We start from the raw sequence: 15572 nt of genomic DNA, 5'->3' as shown, positions 1-15572 counted from the left end.
ATCGAATGCCTCGTAGACCACAACAGCCGTGTCGAGCTCGTGGTTGTACTACACGGCATCGAAACAAGCATGGTTATTGTGATGATCATATTGCGTTGGCTACAGGCTGGCGACGAAGCCACCAGCACACCAATGCAAACAAAGAAGGTTACGGCAAAGAATGGCGTCGATTACGCATCGAAATATTGATTCGAGATGACTACCTATGCCAAGAATGTATGCGAAACGGAATCATCACTGCAGCCACTGACGTTGATCACATCACGTCTAAAGCGAATGGTGGTACCGACCATCCAACTAACCTGCAATCGCTTTGTAATCCTTGCCACAAAGCCAAGACCATCGCTGAACGCAACGGCGGCGGGTCAAAAGTTCAGAGCCTTTAAACGTTCGATGGTCCCCGCAGTCAAATTTTTTTAATGTCAAAAAACACATTTTTGTTTTTGGGAGATTTAGGCACATATGGGCAGACATAAAAAACCCTCAGCTCTGAAGGTGGTCGGCGGTACTGCTCGTAAAGATCGGATGAATGCAAATGAACCCGAGTTCGATCAGCTAAAGCATATCCGCCCTCCGGAAGAAATCGAAAACGACCCGGTCGCCGTTGGTAAATGGAATGAACTCGCCGGTTCACTGGATAAGGCCGGGGTACTGAAGACAACCGACAAAGATGTACTGATGCTGTATTGCAAAGCGTTCTCCAGATACTGGGAAGCACAAAGTGATCTCGACGATAACGGCCTGACCATCATGAACTTCAACACCGGAATGCCGTCACGTAATCCATCAGCCATGGTACAAAATGAAGCGGCTCGTCAGATGAACGTATTTGGTTCAAAGCTAGGACTGGACCCGGCAAGCCGTCAGAATATTGCAGGCAAAGACAAATCTGTCGGACAAAACCGTTGGGCTGAATTCGACTAAATGGCCGCGTTCCACAATGTTAACAAGGCGAACAAATATGCTCGCGATGTTGTGGCCGGTCGAATCGTTACCTGCAGGTTTATCAAGCTGGCATGCCAACGGCATTTAACTGATCTCGCACAGGAGAAAAACAAGAAATACAATTACCGCTTTGATCGAACTAAGGCGGAGAAAGCCTGCAAGTTCATTCAATACTTGCCGCACACCAAAGGCGAATGGGCACAGAAACGCATGCTCATTACATTGGAACCCTGGCAGCTTTTTATAATTTCATGTGCCTTTGGATGGGTCGTTAAGAAAACCAAAAAGCGTCGCTTTCGGGAAGTCTACACTGAGGTCCCTCGGAAAAATGGAAAGTCTGCAATCTCTGCTGGCGTCGGTGTTTTTGCGTTCGCTGCCGACGGTGAATTTGGCGCTGAAGTTTATTCAGGCGCATCTACAGAGAAGCAGGCCTGGGAGGTATTTCGCCCCGCTCGTCTGATGTGTTCACGATCACCGGATATGCAGGCTCACTTTGGAATTCAGATTAACGCATCGAATCTCAACCGCCCTGAAGATGGCGCCAGATTTGAACCTTTAATCGGAAATCCAGGTGACGGTCAAAGCCCGAGTTGTGCCATTGTCGATGAATACCATGAACACCAGAATGATGCGCTATATACGACAATGCTCACAGGTATGGGAGCTCGCAGTCAGCCATTGATTTGGACCATTACAACCGCTGGCTACAACGTTGATGGCCCCTGCTTCGACAAACGTCGCGAAGTCATCGACATGCTCGAAGGCACTACACCGAACGATGAAATATTCGGCGTTATCTACACCATCGATGAAGGTGATGACTGGACTGATCCCGGGGTATTAAGAAAGGCTAACCCAAACTTAGGTGTGTCTGTTCAGGAAGATTACCTGATCAGTCAACAGCTACGGGCGAAGAACAACCCTCGCTTTGTTAATACGTTTAAAACAAAACATCTGAACATCTGGGTCAGCTCTAAGGTCGCTTTCTTCAACATGGAACGCTGGAAAAGCTGCGAAGACGATACGCTCGACCTGGAAGAGTTTGAAGGCAATGACTGCGTATTAGGTCTCGACCTTGCGCGTAAACTCGACCTCAACAGCATGGCAAGATTGTTCTGGCGAGACGTCGATGGAAAGCGACATTACTTCAGTATTTCACCCCAGTTCTGGGTACCAGAAGACACTGTTTTTGATAATGACAATCGCCGACTGGCTGAGAAATATCAGAAGTGGGTTAACTCTGGCCACCTGAATCCAACCGAAGGTGCCGAAATTGATTTTCGCGAAATACTCACGGCCTGTATGGAGGCCAACAAAATTGGTCAGGTCATCGAATGCCCTATAGATCCACATGGCGCTACTAACCTCGCCCATCACCTGGACGACGAAGGTTTAACGCCGGTCACCATTACGCAGAACTACACCAACATGAGTGACGGTATGAAAGAACTCGAGGCAGCGATCAACAGTGGTCGGTTTCATCACGATGGTAACCCGGTGATGACGGATTCAATCATGAATGTGGTCGCCAAATACATTCCAGGAAATGACGACGTTATGCGCCCGATAAAAGAACACACTGACAGCAAAATAGATGGCGCGGTCGCCCTCATTATGGCCATTGGCCGTATAATGGCCGGTGCTGAAGCCGACTCTCAACCGGAGATAATTTTACTCTGATGTGGCCCTTCAATCGAACCACTAAACAGTTAGAACAACAGGTCATAGATGTTCAACATGAGTTGGCTAACATTCAAAATTGGTCACTCAATGATGCTGAAGCTTTTGATGTTCTCACTAACGGAATTACATCGGCCGCCGGCGCAGCGGTAAACGAAAAAACAGCCATGAGTGTTGGCGCAGTCTACGCTTGTGTTCGCCTGATTTGTGGCGCGATCTCAGGACTGCCTTTACCCATTTATCAAAACACTGAAAAAGGCCGAGAGAAAACCGATCACGAATACACCTGGTTACTCAATACTGAAAGCCACCCGATCTGGCTTGCGACATCATTCTGGCAATACATCATTAAAAGTAAACTACTGCACGGCGATGGCTTTGCTGCCATTGAACGCAAAGGGGCTCAGGTCAAAGCACTGATCCCTCTAGATCCACGATCGGTTGTCACAGAAAAGCGTGATGGTTACCTGATTTACTGGGTCTTCCCGAACGAAGGTGAACCGTTTTGGTTACACCAGGATGACGTTCTTCACTTCTCCGGTTTAGGGTTTGACGGTGAACGCAGCTTGTCGCCGCTGAAGTCAGCCGCAAGAGATGCTGTCGGCCTGGCATTAGCAACGTCAGATTTCAGCAGTCAGTTTTTTCTAAACGGTGCGCGTCCGGATTTCGCGATCATGGCCGACCAGAAACTGACCGACGATACTATCCGCCAATTACGAGCCTCATGGATTGAACGACACAGTGGCCAACAACGCCATAAGCCTGCAATTTTACCTCAAGGGCTGAGTGTCAAAGAATTATCCATCAATGCGGAAGATGCTCAGCTTCTGGCATCACGTCAATTCCAGGTAATCGATATTTCCCGAATATTTGGTGTCCCACCTTTCATGATTGGTGAAACGGATAAGACCTCCAGTTGGGGGACCGGTGTTGAATCCATGGGGATTGGATTCGTGAAATACACGTTGAAGCCACATCTCGATGGCATCGAAAAGGAACTCAAACGAAAACTGTTTCGTCGAGGTGGCCCTAATGAACCCTATTTCGCTGAGTACACAGTGGATGGCCTCATGCGCGGCGATTCAAAAGCGCAATCTGAATACTACGGCAAAGCTCTGGGCGGTTCGGCTGGTCCCGGTTATATGACAGTCAACGAAGTTCGGAAATTGCAGAACTTGCCGCCGGTGGATGGCGGTGAAAAATTAGTCGAATGGAGCCAGAAAAATGCCCAGACAAAAACTCATGAATAAACTGCAGAATCTGTTTGCAGATAACCGAACAAAAACTCGGGCCGGTATACGTGTTCATAACAGCGAAGGCGTCAGCACCGTCTATTTATACGATGCGATCGGCGGATGGTATGGCGTAACGGCCGAAGACTTTGCAAAAACACTTAACGAAATCGAAGCAGATACGATTCACCTGCGCATCAACTCTCCCGGTGGCGATGTGTTCGAAGCACGTGCAATGCAAGTCGCTCTTAAACAGCATTCAGCCAAAATCATCGCTCACATCGATGGACTGGCTGCATCTGCAGCAACCTATGTGGCACTGGGAGCCAATGAAGTTGAAATGGCCGACGGTGCCTTTTTCATGATCCACAATGCCTGGACGTTGGGCATGGGCAACGCCAATGACTTTATCGAACTGGCCGACATGCTCAGCAAAGTAGACGATTCAATTGCCAAAGATTATCAACGTAAAACCGGTGTTGAAAATCAGCAAATTAAACAATGGATGGACAGTGAAACCTGGTTCACTGCTGCCGAAGCCAAAGAGCACGGATTTATCGATCGGGTATTCGAAGAAGAAGAAGACCCCGAGAATCAAAACGATTGGGATTTATCGGCTTACGCCAACGCACCGGCCAATCTGACTGAAATCAAAAAACAGCACCAAAATGATCAGCAGATCAAAGCTCATAAAGAAAAACTATTGCGCCGAATCGATATGCTCGACGCAATCGCCAGTTAGCGGGTTCCCGCTAAAAACCAAACCGCCAAATGGCGGTTTTTTTATGCCTATCAAATGAGGAACAACCCATGAAATCGATTCAAGAACTGCGGGAACAGCGCGCTGCAAACGCAAAAACATTGCGTCAGCTGGTAGAAAATACCGCTGAATGGAAAGACGAACATCAAAGTCAGTACTCTGCTCTGGAACAGGAGATCAGCAACATTGATGCGCAGATTGAACGTTTCCAAAAGGTCATGGACGTAGAAGCATCTGAAAAATCAAACATTAAGAATCGTGCCGAGCGTGACGGAATCAGCACCGACGAAGCGGAATATAAACAGCATCAGGAAAAAGATGTCTTTGATGCCTGGTTGCGCGGCGGACGAAATGGTCTGAACCAGGAGCAGCTGCAATTTGTCGCAACGCGTCGACGTGAGATTCAGAATGCTCTGGGTACCGGCACCGGTGCCGAAGGTGGCTATCTGGCACCCAACGATTATGCCAAAACCGTCCTTACTGCGTTAAAAGAGTATGGCGGTATGCGCGAAGTCGCCACCGTTATCCCGACGGAGCGCGGTACCGAACTGCCCTACCCAACCTCGGATTCAACTTCGGACAAAGGTGAACTGGTTCCAGAAAGTCAAAAGGTTTCCAAATCAGATCCGACATTTGGTACCAAGTCGTTGTTCGCTTATAAGTTCAGCTCAAAAGTCATCACCGTACCGATTGAACTTCTGCAGGACAGCGTGATCGATCTGGAAGCCTTCATTCGTAATCTGATTGTTGAACGACTGGGTCGCTCCACCAATGAGTACTACACCGTAGGCTCAGGCACAGCGCAACCCGAAGGAATTGTTACCGCATCACTGTCTGGAAAAATTGGCACCTCTGGTCAGACCACCACGGTCTCCACAGACGACCTGCTTGACCTGAAACACTCGGTCGATCCGGCCTATCGCAAAGGCGGCAAAGCCGGCTGGATGTTCCATGACCAAACGCTGAAGGCCCTGAAGAAACTGAAAGACCCGAGCACCTCAAAACCAATCTGGATGCCTGGCTACGACATTGGCGAACCCGACCTGATTGATGGCAACCCATACACCATTAATCAGGATATGCCGGAAATGGCACCAAGCGCCAAATCGATTCTGTTCGGTGATTTTTCAAAATATGTCATCCGCGATGTTATGCAAATGGTATTGCTGCGCTTTGATGATTCCGCCTACATGGAATATGGCCAGGTTGGTTTCCTGGCCTTCATGCGATCGGGTGGTAATCACATGGATATCGGTGGTGCAGTTAAGCACTATCAGAATTCAGCCTCATAATTAAAACTAAAACAAAACTCATTTGTTTCTGCGAACATGCATGATGATATAGATAAAGTTTTATCAACATGCATTTTTTCCGCTTCAGTTTTATAGGTATATTCAAAAAATAAGTTTAAGAATAAAAATAAATTAATTAAGCAAAAAAATTTAAAAAATCTTCTATTAGAACTTAATTTCTCGTCTTTGGTGAAATAACAATTCAAAATTTTAACAACAAATCTTAGAACCACTTTTAAGTAGTTTTCACCGGAACTAGTTATAGGGCTAGTAGTGTGAAACATTTTTCTCGCTGTGCTATTTCTCATTATCTAATACTCAATAAAAGTAGACGCAAGCATTATATGCATCTTTAAACACCTAAATGGGGCAGATTTATCATTGATAAATCATGAGGTATTAATGAGACTAAAGTTACTACAAATTTGTTAGTTGAAATTTGGAAACACAACCATTGATGACCATTTTTTTAATATTTAAAATTCGAATTATTCTTTTAGAGTAAATGTTACTGATAGGTCCGTATAAGTTATCAATTTACAGAATACTGAAAACACAACAAAAGCCCTGGCATTCACCGGGGCTTTTTCGTTTTAACTACGGAGAAAAAACATGGCAGCAAACAACAAACCAAAAACAGACACCGCCGAAACGACTCCAGTTCTGGCGCTCGTCGACAACGCGTCATACAAACTTAAATGTGGGTTTGTCTACGCTCTTCCAACCGACATTGCTCAGTCACTGAAGAAGCAAGGCATTGTTGATGACAATGAAAAAGCCATTGCCGGCGGGAAAAAAGTTTCTGAACCGAATACCGATTCGAAATCGGAGCAGGATACCGACTGATGCTCATCACTCTTGACGAGCTAAAGCATCAGTGTCGCCTGCCGGTAGAACATATCGTCGAAGATGATCTCTTGATGATACTGGCGAAAGCGGCAACTGATGCTGCAGAAGCTGACCTCAATCGAAAACTCTATTCGGATCAAACTGCTCTGGATGCTGACGCAGATGCGCCAGTCAATGCCATGGTCACAACCGAAGGTATACGAGCGGGTATTTTAATGATTGCTGCAAGTCTGTATGCGAATCGTGAATACGAAGTAACGGGTACCATAGTGTCCTCTTTCAGCCGCACTTTGGACTACCTTTGGGGTCCTCATCGCTGGTACGGTGAAGTCTGATGCGAGCTGGTCGTCTAAATCATCTGGTTACCGTTACCAGTAAAGAAGACACACAACGGAGCCACTGGGTTGAAGTTATCCAGTCTGTACCCGGTAGATCAGCGTTACCGGAAGGCTTGGAGTTGTCGGAGCCGGTGGTACTGCGCCACCGCAACCTACCTCCGATTGAACCTGACTCTTGGGTTTCATTCAACGGCCGTCTTTGCCGTGTCAGCTGGACGGGGCCAAGCGAAAAAGTCCGCCACGCATTTGAATCTGTCTGCTCCGAATACTCAGGCCAACCAAGTACATTCACCCCATCAATTGGTGCACCATTTTCGATAATCGCTTTCGTCGAACGTAATGTTGAATACATCGGTGAAGTTGGCCGAGTTGCAGAAACACGCCACCGAATAGAAGTACTTCAGTGTCAGTTTTCTGGAGCACAACCGCAATCCGGAGATCAGCTACAGATTGGCAGTGAACGATATCTAGTCGAGGGGATTGCACCTGGCATAGATGACGGTGTGCGTTGGCAACTGGTTGCGTCATGAGCGGCTTTACGATCGACACCAGTCAACTCAATAGACTGGGCAAATACCTCAACGCTTTTGATTCTGAAATACGAGAATCAGCACCGAGAGCTGCAAACAAGACTGCAACCTGGTTGCGTACTTTATTCGTAAACGAAGTCGCCAAACTCGGGCCGAAAAAAGCGCTTGTACGATCAATGACAAAGATTGTAAGAGCCAAACAGAATAAACCTTATGCCTTCGTCCGACCGTCTGGTCAACGCCTGTATGCCAATTCATTTACTCAGGTATCCATTGAGCAAGTTGGGTCCAACGCAACGCGTGGCAGGATAAACGTTACCGGCTTTCAGAAGACTAAAACAGCCATTGGTTTCGTAAACCAAAAAGCTGAAGGCAGCTCAGCCAATGGACTTAGAACACGTACAAAATCCAAACAGCTCACTACAGCTAAACCGGCACTGAGTTATAGCCCGGCGATGTTGTTTCATGATTTTGTTGAGACGCACTCAGACCTTGAAGATCAGATCTATTTAAAACTGACCGCACATTTCGAAGATACATTAAGCGAGGCAATGAATCAGCGATGAACAATCCCGCGATACAAATTCGCCAGTCATTAATCACGACTCTCAAGTCAATTCCAAATCTTAGTGTATATAGCGGTAAGCCGTCGGATTGGATTAACAACCCAGTGTATCCGGTGCTGATTATGGAGCCCAAAAACGAACGTATTGAGCAGATCAGCACTCCCAGAATTAAGTACAGCCGGAGTTGGTCAATCGAAATCATCATCGACCAGATCGATGCTGAAGACGCTTTAACTCTTTTACTTCGGGAAACATTCAACGCACTCGGATTGGCCCAACAACAGCCGGGGTTCGCAGACGCAAGGCTCAGTGCCAGTGATGTGAATTTCAATTTATTTATCGAGCAACAACCGCAGTCCAGCGCTGTATTCCAGCTGACTGCCACCTTCATAGAGTAATCAGGAGAATCTTATGGATATTGTTTCATACCTTGGCAGCGGCCGAATCTACCTTCGTGAACGTGGTACCGCAGATCCACTATTACCGGTAGGTAACTGCTCTGCATTAAATTTCGCGTTTGAAGAAGACAAGAAAACCCTACCCGACCATCAAAACCCCGGTGGTGGAGTAGCGGACTCTGTAGCCCGTATTACCGGTGCCACTGGTAATCTGACTACAAACACCATCAACTCACGCAACCTTGCCCTGGCTTTACGAGCGGACATTTCAAAAGTTGCGAATGTGTCCGTTGTCGATGAGTTGCATACCAGCGCGGGTATCGGTGGCGAATTCATTCCGTTTGAATTTCCTTGTGATAAATCAGTACCCCTTACTGTTAAAGACTCAGCTGACACTGAATTAACAGTAGGCACCGACTACGAAGTGAGCAACGGCGGCATCATTGTAATCGCTGGTGGCGGTATCGATGATCAGGGAGTGAAGTTGTCCTACACATCGCTTGGATCCGATGTCGTAGAAATGCTGACCAATTCAGGTAAAGAATACGAATTGCATTTCGATGGCCTGAATGAAGCTAACTCGGGCAAGGCCGTCCACATTGTAATTCATCGTCTTAAGTTCAGTCCGGCTTCAGGAATGGATTGGCTGGGTGATGACTTCGCCGAGTTGCCGCTTGAATTCGATCTGCTCTCAGATACATCGATCGTAGCTGCTGGTAAGTCTAAATACGCCAAGGTGACCTTCACCAACTAATTGGCTCGGGGCTTTCGCCCCACTCTTTTCCCTTTTATCTGAAGAAAACTCACTATGTCTGATGAACGTCTTTATTCATTAAAGCTCGGTTTAGATGCCACCGCGGGTGCAAAAAACATACGTCAGTTCCATACCCTGTTTAATAAAACGCTTAAGGACATGGGCGAAAACTCACCGGATATTAAGGCGTTTAAAGAGCTTGCCCGACAGGCGGAACAAAGTGTCACTGCATTGGACGATGTCGATCAGGAGATGGGCGACCTGGTTCGAAGCTACAACAAATTAAAGGCAGAGGCTGGAGCGCGTGACAAGTTAAAATTCATTCCCGATAAGGAAATTGAACGCCAAATTACAGCCGTTCGAAAACACTTTGCAACATTAAAGAAATCCGGGAAGTTATCAGCCTCCGAACTATCACGGGCCTATGCGGAAACAGAACGACAGATCTCTTCACTCCGCAACCAGACAGAAATCTCTGCAGCTAAAACTGAATCCAGCCTGACGCGCTTAACGAAACGGGTTGGAGGATTGGTTGCCGCCTTTGTCGGACTTCGTCAACTCGGCAATATTGCGACCAGTGTCTTGCGAACTGGCGACCAGTTCGAAAAACTCGACAAACAGTTGACCGCCTTAACTGGCAGCAGCGAAAAAGCGTCAGACGCGCTGGACTGGATTAAAGAATTCACTTCTAACACACCATTACAACTCGAACAGGTGACCGAGCAATTCGCAAAGCTCAAAGCATTCGGGCTTGATCCAATGGATGGCTCACTGCAGGCGATCGTCGACCAGAACGAAGCTGTCGGCGGTAGCTATGAAAACCTGCAGGGTATTGTCCTCGCATTCGGTCAGGCGTTTTCGAAAGGCAAACTGCAAGCTGAAGAAATGAATCAGCTGATCGAAAAGACTGTTCCGATCCAATCACTATTGGCCAAGACGTTGGGCAAGTCGACCGCTGAAATATCCAAAATGGCCAGTGAAGGTAAACTGACTCAGGATGTCATTTCTCGGGTTTTACAAACCATGGGGGATGCTAATTCGGGCGCCGCGGCCGCCAACATGAGCACCATGTCCGGCTACGTCAGCAACCTCAAAGACGAGTGGACTTCATTCCTAAATGAAATTGCTGAAGCCGGTATTCTCGATTCGGTAAAAGATTCCTTATCCGGATTGTTGTCTCGAATTCAAGAACTCAAACGGGACGGTACACTCAGTAAATGGGCACAGCAGATTAGCAATACAATGGTTGCCTTTGGGGAATCCGTTAAGACTGCCGGATCACTGCTGATTCAGTTCAAAAATCAATTAGCGCTGTTAGGAAGCCTTTTTGTCAGCAGCAAAGTGTTGGGTGGAATTGGAGCTATGTCCGGCAAACTAGGTGAACTCGGCCTACGGTTCCGTCAAACCCAAATGGACGCAGAGCTCAGCGGTCAAAAAATTAGAAAGCTGGGGACGGTATTGCGTGGGCTCCCTTCCGTGATTCCGATTACCCTATCCTTAATCGGATTTAAAATAGCTTACAACGGCATTGAAGCGATAACCGAAAAGATTGTCGGTCTAGAAGCTGCCGAACAACGACTTGCCCAGTCAAAAGCGGAATATCTCAATGTTAGCTACAACCTAGCGGCAGCGTATCGACAGGAAGCTGAAGCCCTCGGTACTGTCCGCGACATGGAATATCTGTCATCCGAACAGTTAAAAAAACTGAGTGCAGAAGAACGAGCGTCCTATGAACAAAAACTCACCTCTATTCAGCAGTACCTGGCGCTCAAAGTTAAACAAGCTGATGTTCAGAAAGAGCTTGGCGACGAACTCAGCACAGAAACTAAACGCGCCATAGAACTCTATAACGGGCATAAATCGGCACTGAAGGAACTGACAGATGCAAATGAGTATGTCGCCAAGGCTATGCGTAACGGAATCAGCGTTGAAGCTCAACAGGCCGTTGATCATTTTCACGAATTGCGTGACAGCGGATTGAGTACAGCCGATGCATTAAAGACCGTCGGTAGCAGTTTAAACCTATCCAATATGGATGATTTGCGAACCTTTAACGCCCTACTTAAGGATATCGAACAGACCGGAACCGAATTGTCCGATGATCTAAAGCAGGCGCTCGGAGACATCACTGGTGATCTCGATATAAATCGACTGCGTGAATTGGAAACCGTCATCAATGCCACGTTCAGCAATGCTGAAGATAAAGCCAGGGCACTAAGTACAATTATCAAAGTGGGCCTAGAAGATGAGCTGGGTCGACTTGGTCTGAGCTTCGAAGAACTCGAAACCGGTATTGATGCGGCTGGCACTCAAGCGGTTAAAGACTTTCAGGCAGTGGTTGAAGTCATTCGACAAACCGGTACCGAAGCCGACATTGCATCAGAGAAAATCCTCGAAGCCTATCAGTCTGCCCTCAACAGCACCGACGACACAGAGGCCATCAAGCAGCTGAACGAAGAATTAAAAAGTGCCGGTGATGAAGGGCTGGTAGCCGGTGAAAAAGTTAAGGAAGCATTGAGTGAGACCGCTGATTCAGGTGAAGAAGCGGGACAACGAATTAATGCTGCAGCGAACACGGCGACGGACGGTTTAAAAGAAACAGAGATACAGGCAGACGCTACATCGGAAGCCCTCGAAACCAGCGCTAACAAAGCTGCTGAACTGGCACGTATGGTCGGCGAGTATTTAAGTTCAACGGCTGAAGAACTCGCTCAACTCAGCCAACAAACTGCGAACATTTTTGCCGGCAAAATGGGCTTAGAGATTCAACCGGTTTTGAACGATGTTGATCAGTTGAAGGAAGGTATTCAACAAGCTCAGCAAGCCATCATCAATGGCCAGACGGACATGCTGACCCGAGGTATGGATACGACGGGTCTCAACCAATTTGTCAGTCAAATCGGCATTGCCAAGAATGAAGCGGTCCTTGCGTTTAATCAGCAGAAACTCGCCTACCTCGAACTCGAAGACGCCATCAACTCAGGTGACTTGACCGGCAACGAACTCATTCGAGCCGCCGAAACCGCAACCAATCGATTCAACCTTCTCGACAATACCGACCTGAGAAACCTGGAACAAAGCATTGCCAATGCGCGTCGGGAAATGGAAAGCCTGAATGACAGCGCCGCCAATACTCTCAGTAATCTGCAGAACGAACTCGACCGCCTTCAGGGTAACACTGCCGCTATCGAAGAACGCCAGTACCAGGAAAAGAAAGCCGAACTGCAAGCGGCTATCGATCAGGCACGTGCCGCTGGCAATGCAGAAGCTGCCGCCAGTTACACCGAAGCATTACGTGTACTTGAACAGATACAGCGTGAAAAAGAACAACAGCGCAAAGACGATGATGCTGCTCGCCAGAAACAAATCGAAGAAACCAATGCTGCAAAGTCATCAAGTTCAACACCGCAACCGGCTCAAAAAGAAACGCCAGGTCAACGAGTGGATTTACGCCTACCCAATGGACAAACCGCGAGTTTGACCGGTGACCCGGGCGATGTGGAAGCACTGCTCGATTATTTAGCTGAAGCCCAACTGAGTACGACGGAATGACACTAGACGACATTGACATTACAAACCTTTTATGGACAGACCAATACCTTTGGTCATCCGTTCAGCAGGAAAGCGAGCGCAGCTTAACCGGCGGTCTAATCGTGCAGGAAGGGGCGAAGCAATACGGGCAACCCATAACCCTTACTAATTCCTGGCTACCGAAATCAGCCATAGAAGCCCTAAAGCTGAAAGAAGCACAGCCGGCGCTAGAAATGGCCTTAACTCTCGACGACGGCACGACTCACGCCGTCATTTTTAATCGATCCCAAGGCGCAGGCGTTGAAGCCCGGCCCGTATTCCCATCAACCAACGCTCCGAGCGATTGGCAATATGAAACCACTATTCGTCTGCTAACCATTGAGCCGGCTCAACCGTAGGAACCCCCATGGCAATAACTAAAACCGACGTTAAATTGATGCAGCCCGAGAGACTAACCGACAACGACGACGGCGGCGGTTCAATGACCGGCCTTCCTGTTATCGACGGTGAAATCAACAACCTATTCGAAGACGCCAGCCGCATAAACCGAACCTATGGCAACGTATCCATGAGAAAGGCGTTTTTAAAAATCGACACCGCCACCGCCGATTTATACCTCGACGCTCACGCCATCATTTCGGCACAGCCCAAAGACCCAAACGTTAGCGGTCTGTTATTCACAACAGAGGATTTTTACGACGAACGAAAGAACAGCCGCCAGCGAGTCGAAGCATTCACCATGGCCGGAGCGCGAACCGGTATCAAGTTGCGTGGTAACCAGAACAAAGGGCAGCAATCGATTATCTGCTTTTCCGGTAATGGATCCGTTAGCGCCCCCGCCAGTGGTGAAACCTACATGCTGCAAATCGGCGAAGACATAACAACACGCCAGTTTGTGAAAGTGACCGACGTCACCGAAACAAACGAAGTTTTTACCTATACCCAAACCATCGGGCAAAACATCGGCGTTAAAACGTTTCCGGTTCGTCAATGGATCATCGAATTGTCGACCGAATTAGAACGCGACTACCCGAACATTGACCCGCATCCTTGGAAAACGCAGCTAACTTTTGTTCACGACACCAACCCGAGCGTATCGTCGAAGTATTACGGCACTTCACAGTTAACCGAAGCGATCGCCGCCGGAGCGACCAGCATTAACGTCAAAGAAACGTTTTCGCCCATCATTCCGACAGCATCGAGCGAAACCGCGCTTATTGATCAAAAGCCAGCCGGTTTAATCGATACATTTATCCCAACCGGCACACCAATATCACTCAAATTCAATACGACAAATAATGTTTTGTATTTTCCGACTGGCATCTTGCCCGGATCAATTACGCTAACGAGTAGCGGTCACGAATTTAAAGACAAAAACGAGCGACTAGAACGCGCCGACGCCTCAGTGATCGCCTTCGAGCAGGTACAGATCGACTACGTTAACGGCGTCATTCAGCTATTAGAAAACAGCTACAAATCAAGCAATCAAACAATCACCTACACGCCGGCAGCCGTGCGAACGTACATACCACACACCGGGTCGATTCATATCAGCGACAATAACCGGAATTTCACCTACGTATTGCAGTTAGAAGCAAAACCGGCCCGGCGATCGTTCCAATTGAGTTACCAGTATTTAAACAAGTGGTACACGATTCACGATGACGGCACCGGCAATTTACTCGGTACCGGATCGGGCCAGATCAATTACGAAACCGGTTCCGTCGCCGTCACCCTAAACGCACAGCCCGACGCAAACAGCGTGGTTTTTTATCGCTGGACAGACGTCGACGACTTCGACGCCGGGGAAGCCGAGTCATTCGTCGGTAACACGCCGACCGTTCTCAACCTAAAACAAAAGGACATTACGCCGGGAACAATAGCCGTTACCTGGACACAAGGCAGCGTGACAAAAACCGCGACCGATAATGGCGCCGGGGCATTGATAGGCGATTCCGCCGGGGGCGTAGCGTATGAAATGGGACAGGTCAGAATAGACAACGCAAACCCGGACAGCGGCACCGACTGGAATATTACCTACACCTACAACCCGCCAGCGCAAAAACAATCATCGACTATAGCGATCGCAGCCAATACCAACCGCGCTAACGTCACCTTTGCACTACCCGCAGGCATCAAGCCCGGCACGGTCAACTTCACGCTAAAGACCCGATTCAAGCGGAAAGCAAAGCGCCTGTTTGAGTCCGATCTCGTCGAATACAAGGAAACCTCTTTGCAGTTTTTCGATGACGGCGACGGCAACCTATGTTTTGACCTAACCACCATGGAAGCCGTGGGAACCATTAACTATGCAACCGGGGCGGCATCAATTACCGGTACCGCCATTTTAAGCGATAAGAAAAAAACCAAAGAACGGTGGGAAGTCTAAACATGTCGACAATGAACAACAGCTACAACACCGAGAATCAAACCATCGTGCTAACGACTACGACGACCGAAGAAATCGCCGCACAGGATATCGTCGTCAGATATGTTTATGATTCCGAAACGCCAGTCGCCGAGACTGAAACAATCACGCGCACATCGTACAAATGGAAATTCAACCTAACGGAAAATGAACCCGTCGTCCCGGGTTCCGTGATTTTAGATGCCAGCGGCGAGTATTGGTTTGACGACAGTGCTGGCCACATCGTGCGAACGTTCAGCACCGAAACCGGCGTCGGTACCACGATCGGC

The 15572-nt window shown here is 48.0% G+C and carries 15 protein-coding genes; all 15 read left to right on the top strand.

The window, feature by feature from the left end:
* Positions 1 to 5 precede the first annotated feature (5 nt).
* On the top strand, positions 6 to 386 hold the full coding sequence (locus BGP77_RS18350; protein WP_108163194.1) for an HNH endonuclease signature motif containing protein: 381 nt from the start codon (positions 6 to 8) through the stop codon (positions 384 to 386).
* 76 nt (positions 387 to 462) lie between these two features.
* A complete protein-coding gene (locus BGP77_RS02620; protein ID WP_108163193.1) occupies positions 463 to 924 on the top strand; it encodes a phage terminase small subunit P27 family in 462 nt (153 codons plus the stop codon).
* Positions 925 to 2625, top strand: a complete 1701-nt coding sequence (locus BGP77_RS02615; RefSeq protein ID WP_108163192.1) for a terminase large subunit — start codon at positions 925 to 927, stop codon at positions 2623 to 2625.
* Positions 2625 to 3875, top strand: coding sequence for a phage portal protein (locus BGP77_RS02610; protein ID WP_108163191.1), 1251 nt, complete (start codon positions 2625 to 2627; stop codon positions 3873 to 3875). The genes BGP77_RS02615 and BGP77_RS02610 overlap by 1 nt, the downstream gene beginning before the upstream one ends.
* The gene (locus BGP77_RS02605; protein ID WP_199224179.1) at positions 3868 to 4599 is read left to right on the top strand and encodes a head maturation protease, ClpP-related; all 732 of its coding nucleotides are present in this window, start codon (positions 3868 to 3870) and stop codon (positions 4597 to 4599) included. The genes BGP77_RS02610 and BGP77_RS02605 overlap by 8 nt, the downstream gene beginning before the upstream one ends.
* 29 nt (positions 4600 to 4628) lie before the next feature.
* On the top strand, positions 4629 to 5909 hold the full coding sequence (locus tag BGP77_RS02600; protein ID WP_199224178.1) for a phage major capsid protein: 1281 nt from the start codon (positions 4629 to 4631) through the stop codon (positions 5907 to 5909).
* A 612-nt stretch (positions 5910 to 6521) separates the two neighbouring features.
* Positions 6522 to 6755, top strand: a complete 234-nt coding sequence (locus BGP77_RS02595; protein WP_108163188.1) for a hypothetical protein — start codon at positions 6522 to 6524, stop codon at positions 6753 to 6755.
* Entirely contained in the window at positions 6755 to 7093 is a 339-nt protein-coding gene (locus BGP77_RS02590) for a head-tail connector protein (protein WP_108163187.1), read from the top strand. The genes BGP77_RS02595 and BGP77_RS02590 overlap by 1 nt, the downstream gene beginning before the upstream one ends.
* 529 nt (positions 7094 to 7622) lie before the next feature.
* A complete protein-coding gene (locus BGP77_RS02585) occupies positions 7623 to 8192 on the top strand; it encodes a hypothetical protein (protein WP_108163186.1) in 570 nt (189 codons plus the stop codon).
* The gene (locus tag BGP77_RS02580) at positions 8189 to 8590 is read left to right on the top strand and encodes a hypothetical protein (protein WP_108163185.1); all 402 of its coding nucleotides are present in this window, start codon (positions 8189 to 8191) and stop codon (positions 8588 to 8590) included. Before BGP77_RS02585 ends, BGP77_RS02580 begins: the two co-directional genes overlap by 4 nt.
* Before the next feature lie 13 nt (positions 8591 to 8603).
* Entirely contained in the window at positions 8604 to 9344 is a 741-nt protein-coding gene (locus tag BGP77_RS02575) for a hypothetical protein (RefSeq protein WP_108163184.1), read from the top strand.
* Between the two features lie 54 nt (positions 9345 to 9398).
* The gene (locus tag BGP77_RS02570; RefSeq protein ID WP_108163183.1) at positions 9399 to 12896 is read left to right on the top strand and encodes a tape measure protein; all 3498 of its coding nucleotides are present in this window, start codon (positions 9399 to 9401) and stop codon (positions 12894 to 12896) included.
* Entirely contained in the window at positions 12893 to 13273 is a 381-nt protein-coding gene (locus BGP77_RS02565) for a hypothetical protein (protein ID WP_108163182.1), read from the top strand. Before BGP77_RS02570 ends, BGP77_RS02565 begins: the two co-directional genes overlap by 4 nt.
* An 8-nt stretch (positions 13274 to 13281) precedes the next feature.
* Positions 13282 to 15264, top strand: a complete 1983-nt coding sequence (locus BGP77_RS02560; RefSeq protein WP_108163181.1) for a hypothetical protein — start codon at positions 13282 to 13284, stop codon at positions 15262 to 15264.
* 2 nt (positions 15265 to 15266) lie between these two features.
* Positions 15267 to 15572, top strand: a 306-nt coding sequence (locus tag BGP77_RS02555; protein WP_146171167.1) for a hypothetical protein, incomplete at its 3' end; no start/stop codon positions are given.

Origin of the sequence: Saccharospirillum sp. MSK14-1 (assembly GCF_003054965.1) — a bacterium.
Classification (GTDB): domain Bacteria; phylum Pseudomonadota; class Gammaproteobacteria; order Pseudomonadales; family Natronospirillaceae; genus Saccharospirillum.
Note: the sequence above shows the minus strand (reverse complement) of the source record. Positions and strands in the feature narration are given on the sequence as shown.

Bases quoted from the DNA above. Each gene is read 5' to 3' on its own strand.
- BGP77_RS18350 (WP_108163194.1), top strand. From the start codon at position 6: ATGCCTCGTAGACCACAACAGCCGTGTCGAGCTCGTGGTTGTACTACA.
- BGP77_RS02620 (WP_108163193.1), top strand. From the start codon at position 463: ATGGGCAGACATAAAAAACCCTCAGCTCTGAAGGTGGTCGGCGGTACT.
- BGP77_RS02615 (WP_108163192.1), top strand. From the start codon at position 925: ATGGCCGCGTTCCACAATGTTAACAAGGCGAACAAATATGCTCGCGAT.
- BGP77_RS02610 (WP_108163191.1), top strand. From the start codon at position 2,625: ATGTGGCCCTTCAATCGAACCACTAAACAGTTAGAACAACAGGTCATA.
- BGP77_RS02605 (WP_199224179.1), top strand. From the start codon at position 3,868: ATGAATAAACTGCAGAATCTGTTTGCAGATAACCGAACAAAAACTCGG.
- BGP77_RS02600 (WP_199224178.1), top strand. From the start codon at position 4,629: ATGGCGGTTTTTTTATGCCTATCAAATGAGGAACAACCCATGAAATCG.
- BGP77_RS02595 (WP_108163188.1), top strand. From the start codon at position 6,522: ATGGCAGCAAACAACAAACCAAAAACAGACACCGCCGAAACGACTCCA.
- BGP77_RS02590 (WP_108163187.1), top strand. From the start codon at position 6,755: ATGCTCATCACTCTTGACGAGCTAAAGCATCAGTGTCGCCTGCCGGTA.
- BGP77_RS02585 (WP_108163186.1), top strand. From the start codon at position 7,623: ATGAGCGGCTTTACGATCGACACCAGTCAACTCAATAGACTGGGCAAA.
- BGP77_RS02580 (WP_108163185.1), top strand. From the start codon at position 8,189: ATGAACAATCCCGCGATACAAATTCGCCAGTCATTAATCACGACTCTC.
- BGP77_RS02575 (WP_108163184.1), top strand. From the start codon at position 8,604: ATGGATATTGTTTCATACCTTGGCAGCGGCCGAATCTACCTTCGTGAA.
- BGP77_RS02570 (WP_108163183.1), top strand. From the start codon at position 9,399: ATGTCTGATGAACGTCTTTATTCATTAAAGCTCGGTTTAGATGCCACC.
- BGP77_RS02565 (WP_108163182.1), top strand. From the start codon at position 12,893: ATGACACTAGACGACATTGACATTACAAACCTTTTATGGACAGACCAA.
- BGP77_RS02560 (WP_108163181.1), top strand. From the start codon at position 13,282: ATGGCAATAACTAAAACCGACGTTAAATTGATGCAGCCCGAGAGACTA.